23 protein-coding genes are annotated in these 19,864 nt (G+C 74.0%); 11 read left to right on the plus strand and 12 right to left on the minus strand.

Going from position 1 to position 19,864, the window contains the following annotated elements; translation table 11 throughout:
- Nucleotides 1-38 precede the first annotated feature (38 nt).
- Entirely contained in the window at nt 39-338 is a 300-nt protein-coding gene (locus tag IE249_RS09305) for a DUF4235 domain-containing protein (RefSeq protein WP_189704300.1), read from the plus strand.
- Between the two features lie 512 nt (nt 339-850).
- Here IE249_RS09305 and IE249_RS09310 read toward each other — a convergent pair.
- Nucleotides 851-1,798 (minus strand): GlxA family transcriptional regulator, encoded by a 948-nt coding sequence (locus tag IE249_RS09310; RefSeq protein WP_189704301.1) that lies wholly within the window; start codon nt 1,796-1,798, stop codon nt 851-853.
- A 71-nt stretch (nt 1,799-1,869) separates the two neighbouring features.
- Between IE249_RS09310 and IE249_RS09315 the strand changes: the two genes are divergently transcribed.
- Both IE249_RS09315 and IE249_RS09320 read left to right on the plus strand, forming a co-directional pair.
- The gene (locus tag IE249_RS09315) at nt 1,870-2,820 is read left to right on the plus strand and encodes an NADP-dependent oxidoreductase (RefSeq protein ID WP_189704302.1); all 951 of its coding nucleotides are present in this window, start codon (nt 1,870-1,872) and stop codon (nt 2,818-2,820) included.
- Between the two features lie 228 nt (nt 2,821-3,048).
- Complete coding sequence (locus tag IE249_RS09320; RefSeq protein ID WP_189704303.1) at nt 3,049-3,429, plus strand: anti-sigma factor antagonist; 381 nt, start codon at nt 3,049-3,051, stop codon at nt 3,427-3,429.
- 49 nt (nt 3,430-3,478) lie between these two features.
- Here the strand turns inward: IE249_RS09320 and IE249_RS09325 are convergent, their stop codons facing one another.
- Entirely contained in the window at nt 3,479-4,450 is a 972-nt protein-coding gene (locus IE249_RS09325; protein WP_189704552.1) for a ribose-phosphate diphosphokinase, read from the minus strand.
- A gap of 224 nt (nt 4,451-4,674) precedes the next feature.
- Between IE249_RS09325 and IE249_RS09330 the strand changes: the two genes are divergently transcribed.
- On the plus strand, nt 4,675-5,337 hold the full coding sequence (locus IE249_RS09330) for a DUF4230 domain-containing protein (protein ID WP_189704304.1): 663 nt from the start codon (nt 4,675-4,677) through the stop codon (nt 5,335-5,337).
- On the opposite strand, the gene IE249_RS09335 is transcribed toward IE249_RS09330, so the two are convergent.
- The 6 genes from IE249_RS09335 to IE249_RS09360 are packed head-to-tail and all read right to left on the minus strand — an operon-like array spanning nt 5,325 to nt 9,103.
- Nucleotides 5,325-7,109, minus strand: a complete 1,785-nt coding sequence (locus tag IE249_RS09335) for a complex I subunit 5 family protein (protein WP_189704305.1) — start codon at nt 7,107-7,109, stop codon at nt 5,325-5,327. The two genes, IE249_RS09330 and IE249_RS09335, sit on opposite strands and share 13 nt — an antisense overlap.
- Nucleotides 7,109-7,456, minus strand: a complete 348-nt coding sequence (locus IE249_RS09340; RefSeq protein WP_189704553.1) for a sodium:proton antiporter — start codon at nt 7,454-7,456, stop codon at nt 7,109-7,111. The genes IE249_RS09335 and IE249_RS09340 overlap by 1 nt, the downstream gene beginning before the upstream one ends.
- Nucleotides 7,457-7,475: 19 nt before the next feature.
- Nucleotides 7,476-8,216, minus strand: a complete 741-nt coding sequence (locus IE249_RS09345; RefSeq protein ID WP_189704306.1) for an MnhB domain-containing protein — start codon at nt 8,214-8,216, stop codon at nt 7,476-7,478.
- The gene (locus tag IE249_RS09350; protein WP_189704307.1) at nt 8,213-8,479 is read right to left on the minus strand and encodes a Na(+)/H(+) antiporter subunit B; all 267 of its coding nucleotides are present in this window, start codon (nt 8,477-8,479) and stop codon (nt 8,213-8,215) included. The genes IE249_RS09345 and IE249_RS09350 overlap by 4 nt, the downstream gene beginning before the upstream one ends.
- A complete protein-coding gene (locus tag IE249_RS09355; RefSeq protein WP_189704308.1) occupies nt 8,472-8,924 on the minus strand; it encodes an MrpF/PhaF family protein in 453 nt (150 codons plus the stop codon). The genes IE249_RS09350 and IE249_RS09355 overlap by 8 nt, the downstream gene beginning before the upstream one ends.
- A complete protein-coding gene (locus IE249_RS09360) occupies nt 8,921-9,103 on the minus strand; it encodes a hypothetical protein (RefSeq protein ID WP_189704309.1) in 183 nt (60 codons plus the stop codon). Before IE249_RS09360 ends, IE249_RS09355 begins: the two co-directional genes overlap by 4 nt.
- A 196-nt stretch (nt 9,104-9,299) precedes the next feature.
- Here IE249_RS09360 and IE249_RS09365 point away from each other — a divergent pair, with 196 nt between their 5' ends.
- Complete coding sequence (locus tag IE249_RS09365; protein WP_189704310.1) at nt 9,300-9,875, plus strand: VanZ family protein; 576 nt, start codon at nt 9,300-9,302, stop codon at nt 9,873-9,875.
- A 128-nt stretch (nt 9,876-10,003) separates the two neighbouring features.
- Entirely contained in the window at nt 10,004-11,257 is a 1,254-nt protein-coding gene (locus tag IE249_RS09370) for a ricin-type beta-trefoil lectin domain protein (RefSeq protein ID WP_189704311.1), read from the plus strand.
- Between the two features lie 25 nt (nt 11,258-11,282).
- On the opposite strand, the gene IE249_RS09375 is transcribed toward IE249_RS09370, so the two are convergent.
- The 3 genes from IE249_RS09375 to IE249_RS09385 are packed head-to-tail and all read right to left on the minus strand — an operon-like array spanning nt 11,283 to nt 13,404.
- The gene (locus tag IE249_RS09375) at nt 11,283-11,519 is read right to left on the minus strand and encodes a hypothetical protein (protein WP_189704312.1); all 237 of its coding nucleotides are present in this window, start codon (nt 11,517-11,519) and stop codon (nt 11,283-11,285) included.
- 45 nt (nt 11,520-11,564) lie between these two features.
- Nucleotides 11,565-12,581 (minus strand): DNA topoisomerase IB, encoded by a 1,017-nt coding sequence (locus IE249_RS09380; protein ID WP_189704313.1) that lies wholly within the window; start codon nt 12,579-12,581, stop codon nt 11,565-11,567.
- A gap of 10 nt (nt 12,582-12,591) precedes the next feature.
- Nucleotides 12,592-13,404, minus strand: coding sequence for an SDR family oxidoreductase (locus IE249_RS09385; RefSeq protein WP_189704314.1), 813 nt, complete (start codon nt 13,402-13,404; stop codon nt 12,592-12,594).
- A 151-nt stretch (nt 13,405-13,555) separates the two neighbouring features.
- Here IE249_RS09385 and IE249_RS09390 point away from each other — a divergent pair, with 151 nt between their 5' ends.
- The 4 genes from IE249_RS09390 to IE249_RS09405 all read left to right on the plus strand — a co-directional run bounded on the left by IE249_RS09390 (nt 13,556) and on the right by IE249_RS09405 (nt 17,954).
- The gene (locus IE249_RS09390; RefSeq protein WP_189704315.1) at nt 13,556-14,593 is read left to right on the plus strand and encodes a PHP domain-containing protein; all 1,038 of its coding nucleotides are present in this window, start codon (nt 13,556-13,558) and stop codon (nt 14,591-14,593) included.
- Between the two features lie 59 nt (nt 14,594-14,652).
- Nucleotides 14,653-15,309, plus strand: coding sequence for an HAD family hydrolase (locus IE249_RS09395; protein ID WP_189704316.1), 657 nt, complete (start codon nt 14,653-14,655; stop codon nt 15,307-15,309).
- A 129-nt stretch (nt 15,310-15,438) separates the two neighbouring features.
- A complete protein-coding gene (locus IE249_RS09400) occupies nt 15,439-16,662 on the plus strand; it encodes an FUSC family protein (protein WP_189704317.1) in 1,224 nt (407 codons plus the stop codon).
- A 320-nt stretch (nt 16,663-16,982) separates the two neighbouring features.
- Nucleotides 16,983-17,954: an SDR family NAD(P)-dependent oxidoreductase gene (locus IE249_RS09405; RefSeq protein WP_189704318.1), complete on the plus strand. Its 972-nt coding sequence runs from the start codon at nt 16,983-16,985 to the stop codon at nt 17,952-17,954.
- 92 nt (nt 17,955-18,046) lie between these two features.
- On the opposite strand, the gene IE249_RS09410 is transcribed toward IE249_RS09405, so the two are convergent.
- A complete protein-coding gene (locus IE249_RS09410; RefSeq protein ID WP_189704319.1) occupies nt 18,047-18,883 on the minus strand; it encodes an alpha/beta fold hydrolase in 837 nt (278 codons plus the stop codon).
- A gap of 223 nt (nt 18,884-19,106) precedes the next feature.
- Between IE249_RS09410 and IE249_RS09415 the strand changes: the two genes are divergently transcribed.
- On the plus strand, nt 19,107-19,864 hold a 758-nt coding region (locus IE249_RS09415; RefSeq protein ID WP_229857916.1), incomplete at its 3' end, for an NAD-dependent epimerase/dehydratase family protein.

Below are 19,864 nucleotides of genomic sequence, written 5' to 3' on the forward strand. Positions count from 1 at the left end.
TGACCACGAGATCGCATCACCCAGAGGAGGAGAACCAGGTGGCCAAGAAGAAGCACAAGCTCCCGCTCGCCTACCAGCCCGTCGGATTCGTGCTGGGGTGGGCCGGCGGTGCGCTGGCCGGCATGGCGTTCCGCACCACGTGGAAGGCCATCCGGCACGAGGACGACGCCCCCGACGCGCTGGACCAGGACCGCCGCTGGGGCGAGATCCTGCTGGCCGCGGCGGTCCAGGGCGCCATCTTCGCCGTGGTCCGCAGCGCCGTCGACCGAGCGGGAGCCAAGGCCATCGAGCGCTCCACAGGCGTATGGCCCACAAAGGAAAAGGGCGGCCGCGACTGACATCCGCGCGACGCGGGCCCGGGGCTGAGCGCCGCCGGCGCACGTCCGCACACCGGGCGGCCGCACCATGGGTCACCGCCCCCGGGCCGGAGGACCCGGCCGCCCGCGGGCCCGGGCCGCAGCACCCGGCGCGGCCGGAGGCCGAGCGTCCACCCCCGGGTGGCCGGAGGCCGAGCGGTCCGCCTCCCCGGGGGCCGGGCCGCACGGACGGACGGTCACACTCCCGGGCAACGCCCCCCGGGCCGGAGGGGCCCCGGCCGGCCGCACAGTGGGGCGCCGCCATCGGGCCGCAGGACTCCCGGCGGCTGCCCGTCACGCCCCCAGCCGGAGGGGCTCCGGGTGACCGCACCGTGGGGCGACCATCCCGGGCCGGAGGACCGTCGGCGGCTGCCCGCCCGGGGGGCTCCCGGCCGGAGGGCCCCCGGGTGGCCGCACCCCCGGGCGACGCCCCTGGGCCGGACGGCTCCCGGTTGCCGCGGGTCCGGCGGTCGGGCGGGCCCGGTCGGGGGGGCTCAGCGTGTCGTTTGGAAGGTGCGGCGGTAGGCCTGGGGGGAGATGCCGATGGCTGCGTGGAGGTGCTGGCGTAGGGATGCGCCGGTGGCGAAGCCGACCTCGGCAGCGATCTGGTCGACCGTCAGGTCGCTGGACTCCAGCAGGTCGCGGGCCCGCGCCACCCGCTGCTGGATCAGCCAGCGGCCCGGGCTGAGGCCCACCTCGTCGTTGAAGCGGCGCGCGAAGGTGCGCAGGCTCATCCGGGCGTGGGCGGCGAGTTCGGCGAGGGTGAGCGGCTCGCCGAGGCGTTCCAGGGCCCAGGCGCGGGTCGCGGCGGTGCTCGCGGCGGCGTACTCGGGCACCGGCTGCACGATGTACTGCGCCTGCCCGCCCTCCCGGAAGGGCGGCACCACACAGCAGCGGGCGACGAAGTTGGCCACCGCGCTGCCGTGGTCCTGGCGCACGAGGTGCAGGCAGATGTCGACGCCGGAGGCGGCGCCCGCCGAGGTGAGGAAGCGGCCGTCCTCGACGAACAGCACGTCCGGATCCAGGGTGACGCGGGGGAAGGCCCGCCGGAAGCGCTCGGCGACGTGCCAGTGGGTGGTGGCCCGGCGCCCGTCGAGCAGTCCGGCCGCCGCCAGCACGAAGGCGCCCGTGCAGATGGAGACCACCCGCGCGTGCGCGGGGATGCGCGCGAGGGCGGCGGCGACCGGCTCGGGCAGTTCGCCGGGGATACGGTCCTCCGGCATCGAGGTGATGATCACGGTGTCCGCCGTGTCCATCACCTCGGGGCCGTGCTCGACGGTGACGGAGAAGTCCGCGTTGGTGCGCACGGGACGGCCGTCGACCGTGCAGGTCAGCACCTCGTAGCGGCCCCGGGCCGCGCCGAGGATGCGGCTCGGGATGCCGAGTTCGAAGGGATAGACGCCGTCGAGGGCCAGGACGACGACCCGTTCCACACGCTGCATGGCACGATCTTATCGAAGGTTGGCAATCATGCCATTTCCCCGGCGGGCGCTCCGGGGCAGGCTGGTTCACCATGAGCGATGTGAAGACGATGCGCGCGATCGGCCAGGACGTCCTCGGCGGTCCCGAGGTGCTGAAGGAAATCGAGCTGGAGCGGCCCGAGCCGCGCGCCAACGAGGTGCTGGTCCGGGTGCGGGCCGCCGGAGTGAACCCCACCGACTGGAAGCACCGGGCCACCGGCGGCTTCCTGGGCGAGCCGCCCTTCGTCCTGGGCTGGGACGTCTCCGGGGTCGTGGAGGCCGTGGGCATCGGGGTGGCCGAGTTCAGGCCCGGGGACGAGGTGTTCGGCATGCTGTCGTACCCCTTCGGGCACGGCTCGCACGCCGAGTACGTCACCGCCCCGGCCCGCACCTTCGCGCCGAAGCCGGCCGGGATCGGTCATGTCGAGGCGGGCGCCCTGCCGCTGGTGTCCCTGACCGCCTGGCAGGCGCTGGTGGAGCGGGCGGAACTGCGGCCCGGGCAGCGGGTGCTGATCCACGCGGCGGCCGGCGGCGTCGGCCATGTGGCCGTACAGATCGCCAAGGCGCGCGGCGCGTACGTCATCGGCACGGCGAGCGAGGGCAAGCACGACTTCCTGCGCGGCATCGGCGTGGACGAGGCGGTCGACTACCGCACGACGGACTTCGCCGAGGCGGTACGGGACGCGGACGTGGTGCTGGACACCATCGGCGGCGACACGTCCCTGCGTTCGCTGCGGGTGCTGCGGCCGGGCGGGCTGCTGGTGTCGATCCTGCCGGTGGGCTCGGACGAGCTGTACCGGGAGGCGGACCGGCTCGGCGTCCGGGCGATCCGGATGCTCGTGGACGCCGACCACCACGGCATGCGGGAGATCGCCGGGCTCGTGGAGGCGGGGAAGCTGAGCCCGACGATCGCGGGGACGTTCCCGCTCGCCGACGCGGCCAGGGCGCACGAGCTCGGTGACACCGGCCGGACCACGGGCAAGCTGGTGCTGGTGGTCGACTGACGGCCGCGAGACGACGTCCGTGACGGGCCGCGGCGCCCGTCACGGACGGTAGTGCGCCCGAGCCCGTCCCGCAGATCGCAGGAAGCCTCGGCCTCAATTCGAAGACATATGTCAATCGAACATGCTGGAATTCACTCCAAGGAGGGTAACTTGCAAGGCGGGGAAGGGTGTTGCAGCCGCTGACCCGAGAACCCGCCGCAGCAGCAGCCGGTTGGAGGCGATGTCGTCGTGCCGCAGGAACCTGCGCCGCTCACCCGGCATCTGCGCATCCACCGGGCCCGCGGGCACACCGTGCTGGAGCTGCGCGGGGAGATCGACATCGCGGCGGCGGTGCAGATCGTGCCGTACCTGGACCGGGTGACGGCCCGGCCGGGCGCCCGGGTGGTGATCGACCTCAGCGGGGTCGAGTTCTTCGACTGCTCCGGGCTGCGCCTGCTCTACCGGGCCCGCGGCCGGCTCCTCGACCAGGACGGGGAACTGCGCCTGGTGTGCGCGCACCCGCTGACCCTGCGCATCCTGAAGGTCACCGGCCTCGCCCGGCTGCTGCCCCCGCAGCCCACGCTGGACGCGGCCCTGGAGCAGCCCGAGGCGACCTCCGGCTCCGTCTGAACCGACCGGACCGCCCCGGGCCCTCGGGCCGCCCTGACCGTACGGACCGCTATTCGCCGCGCGGCGCGTCGAACAGGGCGCTCACGGACTCGCCGTTGTGGATGCGCCGCACGGCCTCGGCCAGCGCGGGCGCGATGGACAGGATCCGCAGCTTGTCGCCGTGCGCCCGGTACTCCTCGTGGTCCTCCACCGGCACCGGCACGGTGTTGGTGCACACGATCTCCAGGACGTCCGGCTGCTCGGTGAGCCGCTTCAGGGCGCCCGCCGCGAACAGCCCGTGGGTGCAGGCGATCCGGATGGAGCGCGGCCCCGACTCGCGCAGTCGCTCCAGGAGTTCGAGCACCGTGCTGCCCTTGGCGATCTCGTCGTCCAGCACGATCACGTCCCGGCCGGCCACGTCCCCGATGACGGAGCTGATGGTCACCCGGTCGTCGGCGTAGCGCTGCTTGGCCCCGGCGGCCACCTGGGCGCCGATCATCCGGGCGAACGCGGCGGCCTCCTTGGCGTTGCCGAGGTCCGGCGAGACCACGGTGGTGCGGCTGAGGTCGTACTGGCCGAAGTGCGCGGCAAGTTCGCGCAGGGCGTGCAGATGGTCGACGGGCACCGAGAAGAAGCCGTGCACCTGCGGCGCGTGCAGCGTCATGGCCAGCACCCGGCCCGCGCCCGCCGCCGTCAGCAGGTCGGCCACCAGCCGTCCGCCCAGCGAGATGCGCGGGGCGTCCTTCTTGTCGGAGCGGGCGTAGGAGTAGTGGGGCATCACGACGGTGATGCGCCCTGCGGAGGCGCCGCGCGCCGCGTCGCACATCAGCAGCAGCTCGACCAGGTGCTCCTGCACCGGCTTGACCAGCGGCTGGATCAGGAAGACGTCCCGCTCGCGGCAGTTGGCCTGGAGCTGCACCTCCAGGCAGTCGTTGGCGAAGCGGCTGACCCGGGTCGGGCTGAGCGGCACACCGAGGTGCGCGCAGACCTCGGCCGCCAGCCCTGGATGGGCACTGCCGCTGAACACCGCGATGTCTCGCACGATCCGCACGCTCCCCGCATGATCATTCCGCTGCCGCGCTCATGCTACTGACCGCGGCCCCGCCGGTCGCGGCACGAGGCGCGAACGCGCCAGGCGGCCCCCGCGGCGGCGACCCCGCGCCCCCGGTGCGCCATGTGCCCCGGCCCGCCGGTGCGGCCCTTTCAACCAAGCGGTCTGCCAAGGGATTTGGCGGGCATCCGCAGTCGTAGGAAGGAGGAGGCCGCATGACGACTTCCCTCGGGCGACTGCCCCGGCGCATGCCCGGCTGGGCGAAGGCGGTGACCGCCGTGGTACTGGTGCTCGCGGTGCTGTTCGCCGGGATCCGGCTGGCCGTGCTGCCGGGCATCAAGGACCTGTTCGGCACCGAGACGCACGACCGTTCCGGGCCGGCGCTGCTGAAGTCCATCCAGGACATGAGCCGCTACGACGCCGCCTCCGGCAACTTCCAGGTCGTGGTGGACCTGGAGAAGGACTCCAAGTACCTGCCGGACGCCATCCGGGGCACCCGCACCCTCTACGTCGGGGCCGGCACCGTGGACGCCTACGTCGACCTCGGGCGGGTCGGCGAGGGGGACGTGACGGTGAACGGCGACCGGACCTCGGCCACGCTCCGGCTGCCGCACGCGCGCCTGGGCCGGGCGGCCCTGGACGCCGACCACTCGTACGCCGTCTCCAAGCAGCGGGGGCTGCTCGACCGTCTGGGCGACCTGTTCTCGGACAATCCCAACAGCGAGCACGCGGTGCAGCAGCTCGCGGTGCGGCACATCACGGACGCGGCCAGGGACAGCGGGCTCACCGCGCGGGCCGAGACCAACACCACGGGCATGCTCCAGGGTCTGCTGAGGTCCCTCGGCTTCAAGGAGGTGCACGTCTCCTACGGCGCCTGACCTCCTACGGCGACCAGCGCCCCCAGCAGGGCCATGCCGAGCAGCGTCCAGGCCACGTAGTCGCCGACGTGACCGGACTGCAGGCGTCTGAGCGGCAGGGCCCGGTCGGGGGCGGCCAGCCACCGCGGGCGGACCACGGCCAGGGCGGCCAGCCCCACCGCGAGCGCGGTCGACAGCAGGTCCAGCAGGACCCCGGCCGCCGTCCAGTGCACGGAGGAGAACACCCCCCAGGAGCCGGCCTCGTCGACGGAGTGCGCCACGACGCCGGCGAAGCCGGGCGCCGCTCCGGCCGCGAACGCCCCGGCGAGCAGCAGCGCGGCGACCGCCCGCATGGTGTCGGGGACCCGTGTCAGGCGGCGCCGGGTCTCGGGCTCCGCGTCGCAACCGGAGGTCTTGTCCTCGTCGCGTTCCCCGCCCTCGCGCTCCTCGGGCCGGGGGCCGAGACCGTAGAACACCCTGGCGGTCACCCGCAGCACGGCCGCTCCGGTGATGGCCGACACGGCGACGTAGAGCACGGTGAGCGGACCGCCCACGGCCTCCTCGCTCACGGCCTTGCCGAGCCCGGTGCCGAACGGCGGCAGCCCGGCCAGGGCCAGCGCGCCGAGCGCGAACATGAAGCCCACGCCGCGCAGCCCGCGGGCCCGGCCGTGCAGGTGGAACTCGTCGACGGTGCCGTAGCGGTCGAGCAGGATGCCGGCGGAGGCGAACAGGGCCGCCTTCACTCCGGCGTGCCCGAGGACGTAGAGCGCGGTGCCGTCGTCGGCCTCGGCCTTCAGCGCGCCGATGCCGACCAGGAACAGGCCGGTGTGGGAGATGGTGGAGAAGGCGAGCAGCCGTTTGATGTGCCGCTGGTACCAGCACATCACCGCGCCCACGGCGGCGGTCAGCACGCCGAGGCAGACCAGGGCGCGGGTGAAGTCCGCCGCGGGGACGCCCCCGGGACCGGAGAAGACCGTCCCGTGGACACGCCAGACGCCGTAGACGCCCAGTTCGACCATCACGCCGGACAGCAGCATGCACACCGGGGTGGGGGCGACGGCGTGCGCGTCGGGGAGCCAGAACTGGAAGGGCACGGCGGCGGCCTTCACCAGCAGTCCGGTCACCACCAGGACGAAGCCGGCGAGGCTGAGGGCGTCCGGCCCGCCGCCCGCGGCGGCCGTGTCCAGCCCGTGCCCGATCCTCGTCATGGCCAGCTCGCCGGTGCGGGCGTAGAGCAGGGCGATGCCCATCAGCATGGCGTACGCGCCCAGCGAGTTGACCACGCCGAAGGTCAGGGCGCCCTGGACGGCCTTGGCCTCGTCGATGCGGTAGCCCGTGAGCGCGTAGGCGACCACGCTCATCAGCTCGAAGAACACGAACGCGTCGAAGAGGTCGCCCGCGATCGCGAAGCCGCACATGCCGCCCTGGAAGAGCAGCATCAGCGCGGGGAAGGAACCGGCGTGCCCACGGGGCGGCTCGTCGAAGTAGCGCCAGGAGTACGCCAGTGCCGCGAGGGTGAGCAGCGAGGCGAGCGCGGCCATGCCAAGGCCGGCTCCGTCCCCCACCAGCATGATGCCCACGCTTTCGCCGCCCCGCGGGAACCAGCCGCCGACCCATTCCACCAGCGGCGGCGAGGAGTTGAGCAGCAGTACGATCGCCAGGGCGGCCGTGGTGGCCGAGGCCAGACAGCCGAAGCCCTCGGCGGCCGGCCGGGGGACATGGCGGCCGGCCGCGACCAGCAGGGCGGCCGCGAGCAGCGGGACGGCCACGAGCAGCGGCACGAGGTGGTGCATCAGCCGCGCAGCTCCCTCAACTCGTCCGGGTCGACCGTGCCGTGCCGCTTGGAGATCTGCACGACGAGGGCGAGCAGCAGCGCGGTCACGGTCGCGCCGACCACGATGTCGGTGAGGGTGAGCGCCTGCACGACCGGGTCGACCACGGGCCGTGAGCCCGGCTGGATGTCGGAGAAGACGGGCGCGGTCGCGCCGTCGCGGTAGCCCACGGCCAGCAGCAGGATGTACGTGGCGCACTGGCACACGGCGAGGCAGCCCACCGCGTGGATGAGGTTGCGGCTGGTGGCGAGGCCGTAGCAGCCGATGACGAACACGTATGCGGCGATCAGGTACGGAAGGACGTGCATGACGGCGGTCACGGCGCTCTCACTTCCCGCTCTCCTCCTCGATCTCGACGGCCTGGTCCAGGAAACGGGCGAGCAGCACGACGACCGCGCAGGCGACCTCCATGCCGATGGCCGCGTTCAGCAGCGGGACGGTGCCTCCGGAGGACAACTTGTCGAACGTCCCGTACGGCAGCAGGGTGTTGGCGAGGAACGCGGTGCCGGCCGGTACGCCGGCGAGGCCCAGCACGAGGTAGACGGAGGCGGCCAGCGCGTCGCCCGCCTCGAAGGCCTCGACCGGGCGGACGCGTTCCAGGGCCGCGTAGTCGGCGCCGAGGTACATCAGGTGCACGGCGGTCGCGGCGACCACTCCGCCCTGGAAGCCGCCGCCGGGGCTGAGCTGTCCGTGGGCGATGACGTAGAGGCCGGTGACCAGGGCGACGGGCAGCGCGACGAGGGCGTAGCGGCGCACCGGCGGGGCGACCTCGGCGGGGCGGGGCCGGGCGCGGTGCTCGTCGCGGGCCTGCCGCAGCAGGACCACGCAGCCGAGGACGGCCGCGAAGAGGATCGCCATCTCGCCCATCGTGTCGAAGGCGCGCTGGTCGAAGTTGACGGAGGCGATGGTGTTGGCGGTGTGCCGGGTGAGGGCGGCGTGCACCGCGCGGTCGCCGTAGGGGTGGTGGCCGCCGCCGAAGCGGGGCAGCCGCAGGCAGGCGGCGGCGAGCAGCGCGGCGAGTCCGGCGCCGCCGAGGACGACCAGCCACAGCCTGGCGCGCGGGTTCACTTCTCACCGTCCTCGCCGGACTCGGCCGGGCGCCGTCTGACCTTGCGCACCGCGAGCATGATCAGCAGCGGGGTGAGGGCGGAGCCGACGGCGAGTTGGGAGAGTCCCACGTCGGGCGCCTGGTCCACGGTGAACAGCACGGCGAGGGCGGTGCCGAGAACGGAGAGGACGAGGGCCTGGCGCACGGGGTCGCGGTTGACTACGGCGGCGGTCGCCGCGCCGGCGACGAGCAGCAGGGCGATGACGACGACCGCGTCAGCCACGGTCCACCCCCGGGAAGCCGTGGGACAGGGCGCGGGAGGCGATCAGGTTGCCGCCGACCACCAGCGCCCCGACGACGAGGAGCTTCACCATGGCCCGGCCGGGTCCGGTGACCGCGCAGAGCACCAGCACGACGGCCGCGCCGACCGCGGCGACCGTCCAGGTCGGCACGCGGGCACTCGGCGGGTCGTCGGCGAGTTCACCGGCGAGCAGCCGGGCGAAGACCAGGGTGCCGACCGGGCCCAGCAGGGCCAGGATCAGGGCGAGGTCGACGTAGGAGGTGCGGCCGTAGCCCTGGGCGAGCAGGAGCAGGCCGGGGCAGACGATGGCGTTGGACAGGTTCTGGGCGACCACCCGCCGCTTGAGGGGTCCCGTGGACACACCCCACAAGCTCGTGCCGAGGCCCGCGGCGATGACCACGGCCGCGGCGAGGATCCAGCCGTTCACCGGTCGCTCACCGCCCGTCGCCCGGCCCGGGCGGCGAGCGCGCCCACGCCCGCGGCGCACGCGCCGACCACCCACTCGAGAGTGTGGACGGTGCTGATGAGCGTCAGCCACAGCACGAGGAGCGCTGCCCACCAGGCCAGCACCTCGCCCACGGCGAGGAGCGTCGCAGGCGCCTTCACACGCCACCACCTCCCCGTATCGGGTCGTCCCGGCTGCTGTTCCCGGATGCCCCGGGAACACCGGTGGAAACCGGCGGGAACCGGCGCCGCGCGGCCCGCCGGCGGGCGGCACCGGGCGGTGGGGGCCGATGGCATCGGCGGTGCGTTCGGGGGTAACCGGCCCGGCACAGAGGGAAGTTGACGCAGGGAGGACCGAATGGCCCGGATGGCGATCCGTCCGCGTACCGTGTTCCAGCCGCGCGCGGGCAAGGCCCGGCGGGAGTCCAGGGCCCCCCGGGACTCGCGGGCCTCGCGGGAGGCGGCCGGTGAGCGGCGCCCCGCGCCCTGGCCGCTGCGGCTGCTGGCGATGCTGTGCGCCTTCGTCTTCATGGTGGCGTTCGCCGTCGTGCTGGCCCGGCTGACGCTGGAGCCCTCCCCCGCCTCCGCGGCCATCGCCCACACCAATCTGCACCCCGGCCGTTCCCTGCGCCTCTACCTCTCGGAGCCCGGACTGCGCGACGCGGCCAGGCAGATCGGCGGCAACCTGCTGCTCGGGGTGCCGTTCGGGGTGCTGGTGCCGGTGCTGGCGCCCCGGGCGCGCGGACTGTGGAAGGTGCTGCTGCTGACCGCGGTCGTGATGCTGCTGGTGGAGTTCGCCCAGGGCGCGCTGATCACCGGGCGCGCCTTCGACATCGACGACGTCATTCTCAACACCGTTGGCGCGCTGGTGGGTTACCTGCTGCTGGGACGGCGGATGAGCCGGGCCGTGCACGCGCGCCGCCGCCGTGAGTGAGCGTCGGGAACTGGTCCGGACCAAGGCATTGACGGTCACTTAGTTCACCACTTGAATCAAGAGGCGACGCATCCACCCCCCACAGGCCGGCATGCCCTTTTCCGGGTTGCCGTACGGAAGGGAGAGACGTGGCCTCTCCACGCCTGCTCCGCAGATGTCTGTTCGCCGCGCTGTCCGCCGCGCTCGTCGGATCGGCCGCCCTGGGCCCGGCCGGTTCCGCCCGGGCCGAAGTCTCCGCAGCCCCGGCGGTGGCCGCGGTCCCGGCTTTCTCCGACACCTTCGACGGGCCCGCGGGCGCGGCCGTCGACCCCGCCAAGTGGCAGACGGAGACCGGCGACAACGTCAACAACCACGAGCGGCAGTACTACACGGCGGGCAACCGCAACGCCGCCCTCGACGGCCAGGGCCACCTGGTCATCACCGCCCGTCGCGAGAACCCCGCCAACTACCAGTGCTGGTACGGCACTTGCCAGTACACCTCGGCCCGGCTGAACACCTCGGGGAAGTTCGCCGCGCAGTACGGGCACGTCGAGGCCCGGATGAAGATCCCGCGCGGGCAGGGCATGTGGCCCGCCTTCTGGATGCTCGGCGACGACATCGGGCAGGTCGGCTGGCCGAACTCCGGTGAGATCGACGTGATGGAGAACGTCGGCTTCGAGCCCTCGACGGTGCACGGCACCATCCACGGCCCCGGCTACTCCGGTTCGGGCGGTCTGGGCGCCGGCTACACGCTCCCCGGCGGCCAGGTCTTCGCCGACGCCTTCCACACCTTCGCCGTGGACTGGGCGCCCGACTCGATCACCTGGTCGGTGGACGGCAACGTCTACGAGCGCCGCACGCCCGCCGACCTGGGCGGCAGGACGTGGGTGTTCAACAAGCCGTTCTTCCTCATCCTCAACCTGGCCGTGGGCGGCTACTGGCCCGGCGACCCGGACGGCTCCACCGCCTTCCCGGCCCAGCTGGTGGTCGACTCGGTGTCGGTGACCACGAGCGACTCCCCCACCGGCGGCGCGATCCGCGGGCTCGCCGGCAAGTGCGTGGACGTGGCCGGGGCCAACCCCGCCAACGGCACCCCGGTACAGCTCTACGACTGCAACGGCACCGCCGCCCAGCAGTGGACCGTGGGCTCGGACGGCACGCTGCGCGCGCTCGGCAAGTGCCTGGACGTCACGGGCAACGCCACCGCGGACGGCTCCACCGTCCAGCTGTGGGACTGCACCGGCGGCCCCAACCAGAAGTGGGCCCTCTCCTCCGCGCACGACATCGTCAATCCGCAGGCGGACAAGTGCCTGGACGTCACCGGCAACAACTCGGCCAACGCCACCCGGCTGCAGATCTGGACCTGCACGGGCGGCGCGAACCAGAAGTGGACGGTCGGCTGAGGCCGTACCGCCCCACCGCCCGGTGCTAGCGCGGCGTCCAGGTGAACTTGTCGCCGCCGACCCAGCGGACCACGTCCGGGTCGTCCAGGTCGTGCACGCGGATGCCGAACAGGGAGGCGGCCTGCAGGACGTCCGTGACGCCCTTCGCCTCCCCCACCACCTCCCCGTCGATCTCCACGATCCGGAACGGCGGGGGGCCCGGCTGCACGGCGAGCACCAGGATCCGAGGCTGGGAGATGTAGGGACACGCGGCTTCGGTCATGCATTCCAGCGTAGAACGCGGCCCCGTACCGGCCAGTCGTGAGCGTCACCGCTCCAGCAGCTCCAGCACGGCCGCCTCCACGGCCCCCTGCGTGGCGGGACGGCCGAAGTCCCCGTGCTCGCCCAGCCGGGTGAGCACGGGGGCGATCGTCTCCCCCGCCTCGAACAGCTCGAAGACCTTCGGGTCGATGTAGGAGGAGCGGCACACGGCGGGCGTGTTGCCCAGGTAGTGGCTGACCTCGCGGACCGTGCGGGCGATCTGCCGGCGCCGGGCCGCGGCCGTCGCCCTGGCCTGCTCGGTGGGGACGGAGACCCCCACGGCGGCCAGCACCGTGGCGTGCCAGGTGCGGAAGTCCTTGGCGGTGATGTCCGTGCCGGACAGCCGGCGCAGCGCCTCGTTGAGGTCACCGCCGTGCAGGTCGTGCCAGGCCCCGCCGTTCCGGTACGCCAGCAGCCGTTCCCCGCCGCGCCTGCGCCGCAGCAGGGCGCGGACCACCGCGTGCGCCTCCTCGTCCACCAGCGCCCGTACGAGTTCGGTGCCGCCCTTGGCCGGGTAGCTGAACGCGATCTCGCCGTGGCCGCAGGTGACGTGCTCGCGCAGCATCGTGGTCAGGCCGTAGGTCTCGCTCTCCCGGGTGTGCCGGTCGCTGCCGATCCGGAAGAAGCCGAGGTCGAGCAGGCGCACCGCGCAGGCGGTGACCCGGTCCCGGCCGAGGCCCCGCCCCGCCAGGTCCGAGGCGACCCGGGCGCGCAGTTCGGGCAGGGCGCGGGCCACCTCGCGCACGTGCTCGTGCTTGGCCTGCTCCTGCTGGGCGCGGAACTCCTCGTGGTACAGGTACTGGCGGCGTCCGGCGTCGTCGGTGCCGACGGCCTGCAGATGCCCGTTGGGCCAGGGGCAGATCCACACCTGGCGCCAGGCGGGCGGAATGGTCAGGGCGCGGATGCGGGCGAGATGGTCGGGGTCCCGGAGCGGCTGCCCGTCGGCGTCCTCGTAGCGGAAGCCGCGGCCGCAGCGGATCCGGGTGAAGCCGGGCCGGTCGCAGGAGCTGGTACGCAGTCGCACGGCGGCCGGCTCAGGGACGGCGCCAGTCGTCACCGGTGAGGTGCGAGCCGGCCATCGGACCCATGCGGAGCATCCCGCCGTCCACGCTCCAGGACGCCCCGGTGACGTAGGAGGCGTCGGGGCCCGCCAGGAAGGCGATCACCGCGGCCACCTCGCGGGCGTCGCCGGGCCGGCCGAGCGGCACGCCGGGGCGGTGCTCGGTGCGGACGTCGGTGTCCTCCTGACCGGTCATGGGGGTGGCGATCTCGCCGGGCGCCACCGCGTTGACGGTGATGCCGTGCTCGGCCAGCTCCAGGGCCATGACCTGGGTGAGCAGACCGAGTCCTCCCTTGGCCGCGCAGTACGGGGCGGCGCCCACGCGCGGCTGGTGCTCGTGCACGGAGGTCACGTTGACGATCCGGCCGCCGCCGCCCTGCCCGATCATCCTGCGGGCCGCCTTCTGCCCGCACAGCAACGGCCCCACCAGGTCCACGTCCAGCACCCGGCGGACGTCGTCCAGCCCCAGGTCGAGGAACGGGGTCGACGTACCCGTGCCGGCGTTGTTGACCAGCACGTCGATCCGGCCGCCCAGCGCGTCGGCCAGTTCCTCCACCGCGTCCGCGGCGGCGGGCAGGCGCGTGAGATCCATCCGCGTCACGGCGGCCCGGCGGCCCTTGCCGCGGACCTCCTCGGCGGTCCGCTCGGCGCCCTTCTCGTCGGTGTGCCAGGTGATGCCGACGTCCAGGCCCGCCTCGGCCAGGCGTACGGCGGTGGCGCGGCCGATGCCGGAGTCGGCACCGGTGATCACGGCCACCCGGGGAGCTCCGGCGGTGGGGGCGGACATGACATGCCTCCTGCGGTGGACGGTCGGTCGGGGGCGTCTACTGGCGGAACCCGCAGGTACCCGTGGGTGGGCCGGGCAAACCGGGAGCGCACCGGGCGAACCGGCGGTGCGGCCGGTGCGCTCCCGGGGAACCCTGGGGGTGGAGGTGGCCATGGACCCCGTCGAGGCACTGGACCGGATCGCGTTCCTGCTGGAGCGGTCCCAGGCGCCGACGTACCGCGTGCGCGCCTTCCGCACCGCCGCCGGGGTGCTGTCGGCGCTGCCCGCCGAGGAGGTGGCGCGGCGGGCCGGGGCCGGGACCCTTCAGTCCTTCAAGGGCGTCGGCCCGAAGACCGCGCAGGTGGTGAGCGAGGCGCTGGCCGGAGAGGTGCCCGGCTACCTGGAGAAGCTTGAGGGCGAGGCGGCCTCCCCGCTCGCCCGGGGCGGCGAGCGGCTGCGGGCGCTGCTGCGCGGGGACTGCCATCTGCACTCCGACTGGTCCGACGGCGGCAGCCCGATCGAGGAGATGGGCCGCACCGCCGCGCGCCTCGGACACGAGTGGGCGGTGCTCACGGACCACTCGCCGCGGCTGACGGTGGCCCGCGGGCTCTCCCCCGAGCGGCTGCGCGAGCAACTGGACGTGGTGGCCCGGCTGAACGAGACATGGGCGCCCTTCCGGCTGCTGACCGGCATCGAGTGCGACATCCTCGAGGACGGCTCGCTCGACCAGGAGCCGGAGCTGCTGGACCGGCTGGACGTGGTGGTGGTCTCGGTGCACTCCAAGCTGCGCATGGACGCCCGCTCGATGACCCGCCGCATGGTCGCCGCCGTACGCGATCCGCACTCCGACGTGCTCGGGCACTGCACCGGGCGGCTGGTGACCGGGCGGGGGCGGCCGGAGTCGGAGTTCGACGCCGACGCGGTGTTCGCGGCGTGCGCGGAGACGGGGACCGCGCTGGAGATCAACAGCCGCCCGGAGCGGCTGGACCCGCCGCGCCGCCTGCTGCGCCGGGCCGTCGAGGCGGGCGTGCTGTTCTCGGTCGACACCGACGCCCACGCGCCGGGCCAGCTGGACTGGCAGATCCACGGGTGCGCGCGGGCCGAGGAGTGCGGGGTGCCGCCCGGACGGGTGGTGACCACCTGGTCCCTGGACGAGCTGCTGGCGTGGACGAGCGAACGGCGTACGCCCTCCCGCGTGGCCGGTGGCTGACGTGGTACCCGCAGACCGGAGAACGGATCAGCAAGCAGGACTGGAGAAAGGACCCCCGGATGGACCGTGCGGCCGTGTTCGACGTCGACGGAACGCTCGTCGACACCAACCACCTCCACGTCACCACCTGGTGGGAGGCCTTCCGCCAGGCGGGTCACCGGGTGCCCATGCACGCCATCCACCGGGCCGTCGGCCTCGGCTCCACCGACCTGGTCGCCCATCTGCTCGGCGAGGACCGCGACAAGGACCAGGACGACGCCCTGAGCGCCGCCCACACCACGCTGTACGCCCAGTACTTCCACCGGCTGCCCGCCCTCGACGACGCCGGGCGGCTGCTGCGGCGGCTGCACGAGGACGGCTGGCGGGTGGTGCTGGCCACTTCGGCGAGCGGCGCGGAGCTGGGCGCGCTGCGCCGGGCGATCGACGCGGACGACGCCATCGACGCCACCGCGAGCGCCGACGACGTCGAGGAGGGCAAGCCCGCGCCGGAGCCGGTGGAGCACGCCCTCGAACTGGCCGGGGTGCCGGCCGGGCGCGCGGTGTTCGTGGGCGACACCGTGTGGGACATGCGGGCCGGCAGCCGGGCCGGGGTGCGCTGTGTGGGCGTCCTGTGCGGCGGCATCCCGCGCGCCGACCTGGAGGGCGCCGGCGCCCAGGCGGTCTACGCCGATCCGGCGGACCTGCTCGCCTCACTGCGGGAGAGCCCGCTGGCGTGAGGGCGCCGGCGTGAGCCCGCCGACGTGAGTGCGGGGGCGCCACGCGTGGCCGGCGGTCCCCAAGGGGTGTTCCCGGGATCACGGCAGGTGGGGCGTGGGCTGCCGTGATCTCTGGATACCCGCGGTCGCATGGCAGTCTGCGAGGAGGCTTCGGGAGAGGACAGGCGCGCGCCCGGGCGGTGGGCCGCCGCCCGGGCGGTCGCGGTGGTGCGCCGGGAGGCGCGGGCCGTGTGCCGTGCGGCACGGGCGGCCCGGCGGGGACCGGGCCGGGAGCGGGACACGGTCGTGCAGTCGCTCAAGGCGGCGGGGGCGGCCCTGCTGGCCTGGCTGGTGGCGCGGGACTGGCTCGGCGACCCGATGGCCCTGATGGCGCCCTGGGTGGCGCTGGTGCTGGTGCAGGCGACCGTCTACGGCTCGCTGCGGCAGTCGGTGCAGCAGTTCACCGCGATCTGCGCCGGGACGCTCTTCGCCTCGGCGGCGCAGGCGCTCACCGGCGACACCACCGCCTCGCTCGCGCTGTGCGTGCCCGTGCTGATGCTGCTGGCGAACTGGCCCCGGTTCGGCGACCAGGGCGTCTACGGAGCGACGACGGCCGTGTTCACCCTCGCCACCGGCAGCGTCTCCGCGGCCGCGGTCGGGCACCGGCTGGGCCAGGCCGCGCTCGGGGCGGTCGTCGGGGTCGCCGTCAACGCGCTGGTGCTGCCGCCGATCCATCTGCGCGACGTACGGGAGAACCTGGCGGCGCTGGCGCGCGAGGCCGGTGAGGTGCTGCACGGGATCGCGGCCGACCTGAACCGCGAGGACTGGGACGCGGGGGCGGCGGCCGGCTGGTCGCGCGGCTCGGACCGGCTGGAGCGGCGGCTCGTGACCCTGCACGCGGCGCGGGGGTGGAGCCGGGAGAGCCTGCGGCTGACGAACGGGGTGCTGCGCAGGCTGCGCCGGGTCCCGGGCCCGGTGCCGCCCGACGAGGAGGACGAGCGCTGGGGCCGCGTCACCGGGAACATCAGGTCCCTCACCCGCACGCTCGCGGTGGCCACCGACGACGACCGGGCGCCCGCGCCGCCCGACACGGCGGCCCTGCGGACGTACGCCCGTCTCCTCGGCCTGATCGCCGACCGCTGCCGCACGGAGGCCGACCGGCTCCTGCACGGCGGGGCCGCCCGGCCCCCGGACGGTGCGGCCAGGGCCGCCATGGAGGAACTGCACGGACATGTGCAGGAGGCGCTGCGCGAGCACGCGGGCCGGGAGGCCACCCGGACGGCGGTCCTGGGTTCGCTGCTGCTCCAGGCGGAGAACGTGTGGGCGGAGGTCGTGCCCGGAGCCGTGCGGAAGCCGGGCGGGCGTACGGAGTGACGCAGATCACCGCAAATGCGGACGCACCCCGGAACACCGGGTGATGGTTCTCCGTTGAACCGACCGTGGGTGCGGATGGGACAGTGTCCCCGGGCCTCACCTATCGCCCACAGGGAAGATCGTTCGGCTGAAGCCCTGTGGAGCCTTTCGCCGAGAGGCGACCGCCATGCCTGCCCACGCCCCGAGCCGCCCCGGCCGTGATTCCCCCGTCGCGGCCGGGGCTTCCTCATGTCCGCACCCCCGCCGTCCGGGCGGGACCCCCCGCCGTCCGCCGGGCCGCGCTTGACTTCGAGCGCACTTCAATTCCTAGCGTTCCGGACATGAGCAATACGCCACAGCACAAGATCGGTTCTGGTTTCGGCGCGACGAGCACCGCCGACGACGTACTGGAGGGCATCGACCTGACCGGAAGGCTCGCGCTCGTCACGGGCGGCTACTCCGGCCTCGGCCTGGAGACCACGCGGGCCCTGTCCCGGGCGGGCGCCCAGGTGGTCGTCCCCGCCCGGCGGCCCGGCGCCGCGCGGGAGGCGCTGGCCGGCGTCGAACGCGCCGAGGTGGACACGCTCGACCTCGGCGACCTGGAGAGCGTGCGCGCCTTCGCCGAGCGCTTCCTCGCCTCCGGCCGCACCATCGACCTCTTCATCGGCAGCGCCGGGATCATGGCCTGCCCCGAGACGCGGGTGGGCCCCGGCTGGGAGGCCCAGTTCGCGACGAACCACCTCGGTCACTTCGCCCTGGTCAACCGCCTGTGGCCGGCGATCGAGCCGGGCGGTGCCCGCGTGGTCTCCGTCTCCTCCCGCGGCCACCACTTCTCCGGCATCCGCTGGGACGATCTCCACTGGCGGCGGGGCTACGACAAGTGGGAGGCCTACGGCCAGGCCAAAACGGCCAACGTCCTCTTCGCCGTCCACCTCGACCGGCTCGCCCGCGACCGCGGCGTCCGCGCCTTCGCACTCCACCCCGGCGGCATCATCACCCCGCTCCAGCGGCACCTGCCCAAGGAGGAGATGGTCGAGCGCGGCTGGATCGACGAGCAGGGCAACGTACTGAACCCGGAGGGCTTCAAGAGCCCCCAGCAGGGCGCCGCCACCCAGGTCTGGGCGGCGACCTCCCCGCAACTGGACGGCATGGGCGGCGTCTACCTGGAGGACTGCGACATCGCCGAGCCGGCGTCGGAGGCGAACGGCGATCGCAGCGGGGTCCGGTCCTGGGCCACCGATCCGGAGCAGGCGGCCCGCCTGTGGACCCTCTCGGCCGAGCTCACCGGCGTGGACGCCTTCGCCGGGCGGTAGCGGAGCCGCCGGGGTCGCGGACCCGACGTGGGTCGCGGAGCGCGCCGGCGGGGAGGCACGCCGGCGCGCTCCGGGCACGGCGCCGAGCGGGCTCAGTCCGTGGTGGTCATGAACGCGCGCAGGTCGGCGACCAGCCGGTCGGCGTGCGTGACGTAGAGCCCGTGGCCGGCGTCCTCGTAGATCTTGAGCGTGGCGTCCGGCAGGAGGCCCGCGGCGCGGCGGCCGGTCGTCTCCAGGGCGGCCGAGGTGTCGTGGGTGCCGTGCACGACGAGCACCGGAAGCTCCAGCTTGGGCAGCTCCGCGGCCACGTCCACCTCGGCGACCAGGGCCTGGACGGCGGCGGTCGCGCGGGCCGTGGCGGTCAGGCAGCACTCCAGGACGTACCGGACGTACTCCGGCGACACCTCGTTGCCGGGCCGGTCGAGCGCGAAGAAGGCGTCCGCGGAGGAGGCGAAGAACGCCGCCCGGTCGCGCCGCGAGACCTCGTTGGCGGCCAGCACGGCGGCCGGGTCGGCGCCGTCGGGGTTGGCGGGCGTGCGCACCACGCCGGGGGCGATGCCGGCGACGAAGGCGGCCCTGGCCACCCTGCCCGAGCCGTGCCGGGTCAGGCAGCGAGTGATCTCCACGCTGCCCATGGAGTGGCCGATCATGGTCACCGCGCGCAGGTCGAGGTGGTCGAGCAGCCCGTGCAGGTCGTCGGCGAGCGTGTCGAGGTCGTAGCCGCCCCAGACGTCCTCGGAGCGCCCGTGGCCCCTCCGGTCCATGGCGACGCAGCGGTACCCCTCCTCCGCCAGCGCCGGCATCTGGAACTCCCACATCTCCGTGCCGAGGTAGGCGCTGTTCACGAAGACCGCCACGGGGCCTTCGGCCGGCCCGTAGTCGACGTAGTGCAGTCGCGTGCCGTCGGCGGGGCTGGTGAAGTACGGCATGGAGGCCTCCCGGGGCCGGGTTCGTACGGGCTCGTGCTGAGTCGTACGGACGGTTTCGTGCGGACGCCTTTCATGGTTCCGGGCGGGGCGCGCGGGGTCGATTACCTGACGGGTCATGCGGAGGCGGGGAGGGTGCCGGCGTCCGTGCGCGGTGGCCGCGTTGAGGCGGGCGGGGGCGGGTACTCGGGGCGCCGCACGGTCAGCGCCGCGAGAGGAGCCGAAGGTGAGCAGTGCGTCGGGCAGCAGGGTCGTCGTCACGGGTGCCACCGGCAATGTCGGCACGAGTGTCGTCCGCGTTCTCTCCGAGGATCCGGACATCGCCTCGGTACGGGGTCTGGCCCGCCGGAAACCGGGCTGGTCGCCGCCGAAGACGGAGTGGTCGGCGGTGGACGTGTCCTCCGAGCAGGCCGGTCTGGCCGCGGAGTTCGAGGGCGCCGACGCCGTGATCCATCTGGCCTGGGCGTTCCAGCCGACGCACGATCCGGCGACGACCTGGCGCACCAACGTGCTCGGCAGCATGCGGGTGTTCGACGCGGTGGCCGCCGCCCGGGTGCCGGTGCTGGTGCACGCCTCGTCGGTCGGGGCGTACTCGCCGGGGCCGAAGGACCACGCCGTGGACGAGTCGTGGCCGACGCACGGCTGGCCCGACGCCGCGTACACCCGGGAGAAGGCGTACCTCGAACGGGCCCTGGACACCTTCGAGCGGGACCACCCGGACATCAGGGTGGTGCGGATGCGTCCCGCGTTCCTCTTCAAGCGGGAGTCGGCGAGCGAGCAGCGGCGCATCTTCGGCGGGCGCTTCCTGCCGGGGCCGCTGGCCCGGCCCGAGCTGCTGCCGTTCCTGCCGGACATCCCGGGGCTGCGGGTGCAGGCGCTGCACACCGACGACGGCGCGCGGGCCTACCGGCTGGCGCTGCGGCACGAGGTGCGGGGCGCCTTCAACCTGGCCGCCGATCCGCCGCTCGACGCGCGGGTGCTCGG

Source organism: Streptomyces anandii JCM 4720 (assembly GCF_014650655.1).
In the GTDB taxonomy this organism is placed as follows: Bacteria; Actinomycetota; Actinomycetes; order Streptomycetales; family Streptomycetaceae; genus Streptomyces; species Streptomyces anandii.

Bases quoted from the DNA above. Each gene is read 5' to 3' on its own strand.
- IE249_RS09405 (WP_189704318.1), top strand. From the start codon at position 16,983: ATGAGCAATACGCCACAGCACAAGATCGGTTCTGGTTTCGGCGCGACG.
- IE249_RS09340 (WP_189704553.1), bottom strand. From the start codon at position 7,456: ATGCACGTCCTTCCGTACCTGATCGCCGCATACGTGTTCGTCATCGGC.
- IE249_RS09375 (WP_189704312.1), bottom strand. From the start codon at position 11,519: ATGACCGAAGCCGCGTGTCCCTACATCTCCCAGCCTCGGATCCTGGTG.
- IE249_RS09390 (WP_189704315.1), top strand. From the start codon at position 13,556: ATGGACCCCGTCGAGGCACTGGACCGGATCGCGTTCCTGCTGGAGCGG.
- IE249_RS09410 (WP_189704319.1), bottom strand. From the start codon at position 18,883: ATGCCGTACTTCACCAGCCCCGCCGACGGCACGCGACTGCACTACGTC.
- IE249_RS09400 (WP_189704317.1), top strand. From the start codon at position 15,439: ATGGCAGTCTGCGAGGAGGCTTCGGGAGAGGACAGGCGCGCGCCCGGG.
- IE249_RS09315 (WP_189704302.1), top strand. From the start codon at position 1,870: ATGAGCGATGTGAAGACGATGCGCGCGATCGGCCAGGACGTCCTCGGC.
- IE249_RS09330 (WP_189704304.1), top strand. From the start codon at position 4,675: ATGACGACTTCCCTCGGGCGACTGCCCCGGCGCATGCCCGGCTGGGCG.
- IE249_RS09365 (WP_189704310.1), top strand. From the start codon at position 9,300: ATGGCCCGGATGGCGATCCGTCCGCGTACCGTGTTCCAGCCGCGCGCG.
- IE249_RS09335 (WP_189704305.1), bottom strand. From the start codon at position 7,109: ATGCACCACCTCGTGCCGCTGCTCGTGGCCGTCCCGCTGCTCGCGGCC.
- IE249_RS09385 (WP_189704314.1), bottom strand. From the start codon at position 13,404: ATGTCCGCCCCCACCGCCGGAGCTCCCCGGGTGGCCGTGATCACCGGT.
- IE249_RS09395 (WP_189704316.1), top strand. From the start codon at position 14,653: ATGGACCGTGCGGCCGTGTTCGACGTCGACGGAACGCTCGTCGACACC.
- IE249_RS09310 (WP_189704301.1), bottom strand. From the start codon at position 1,798: ATGCAGCGTGTGGAACGGGTCGTCGTCCTGGCCCTCGACGGCGTCTAT.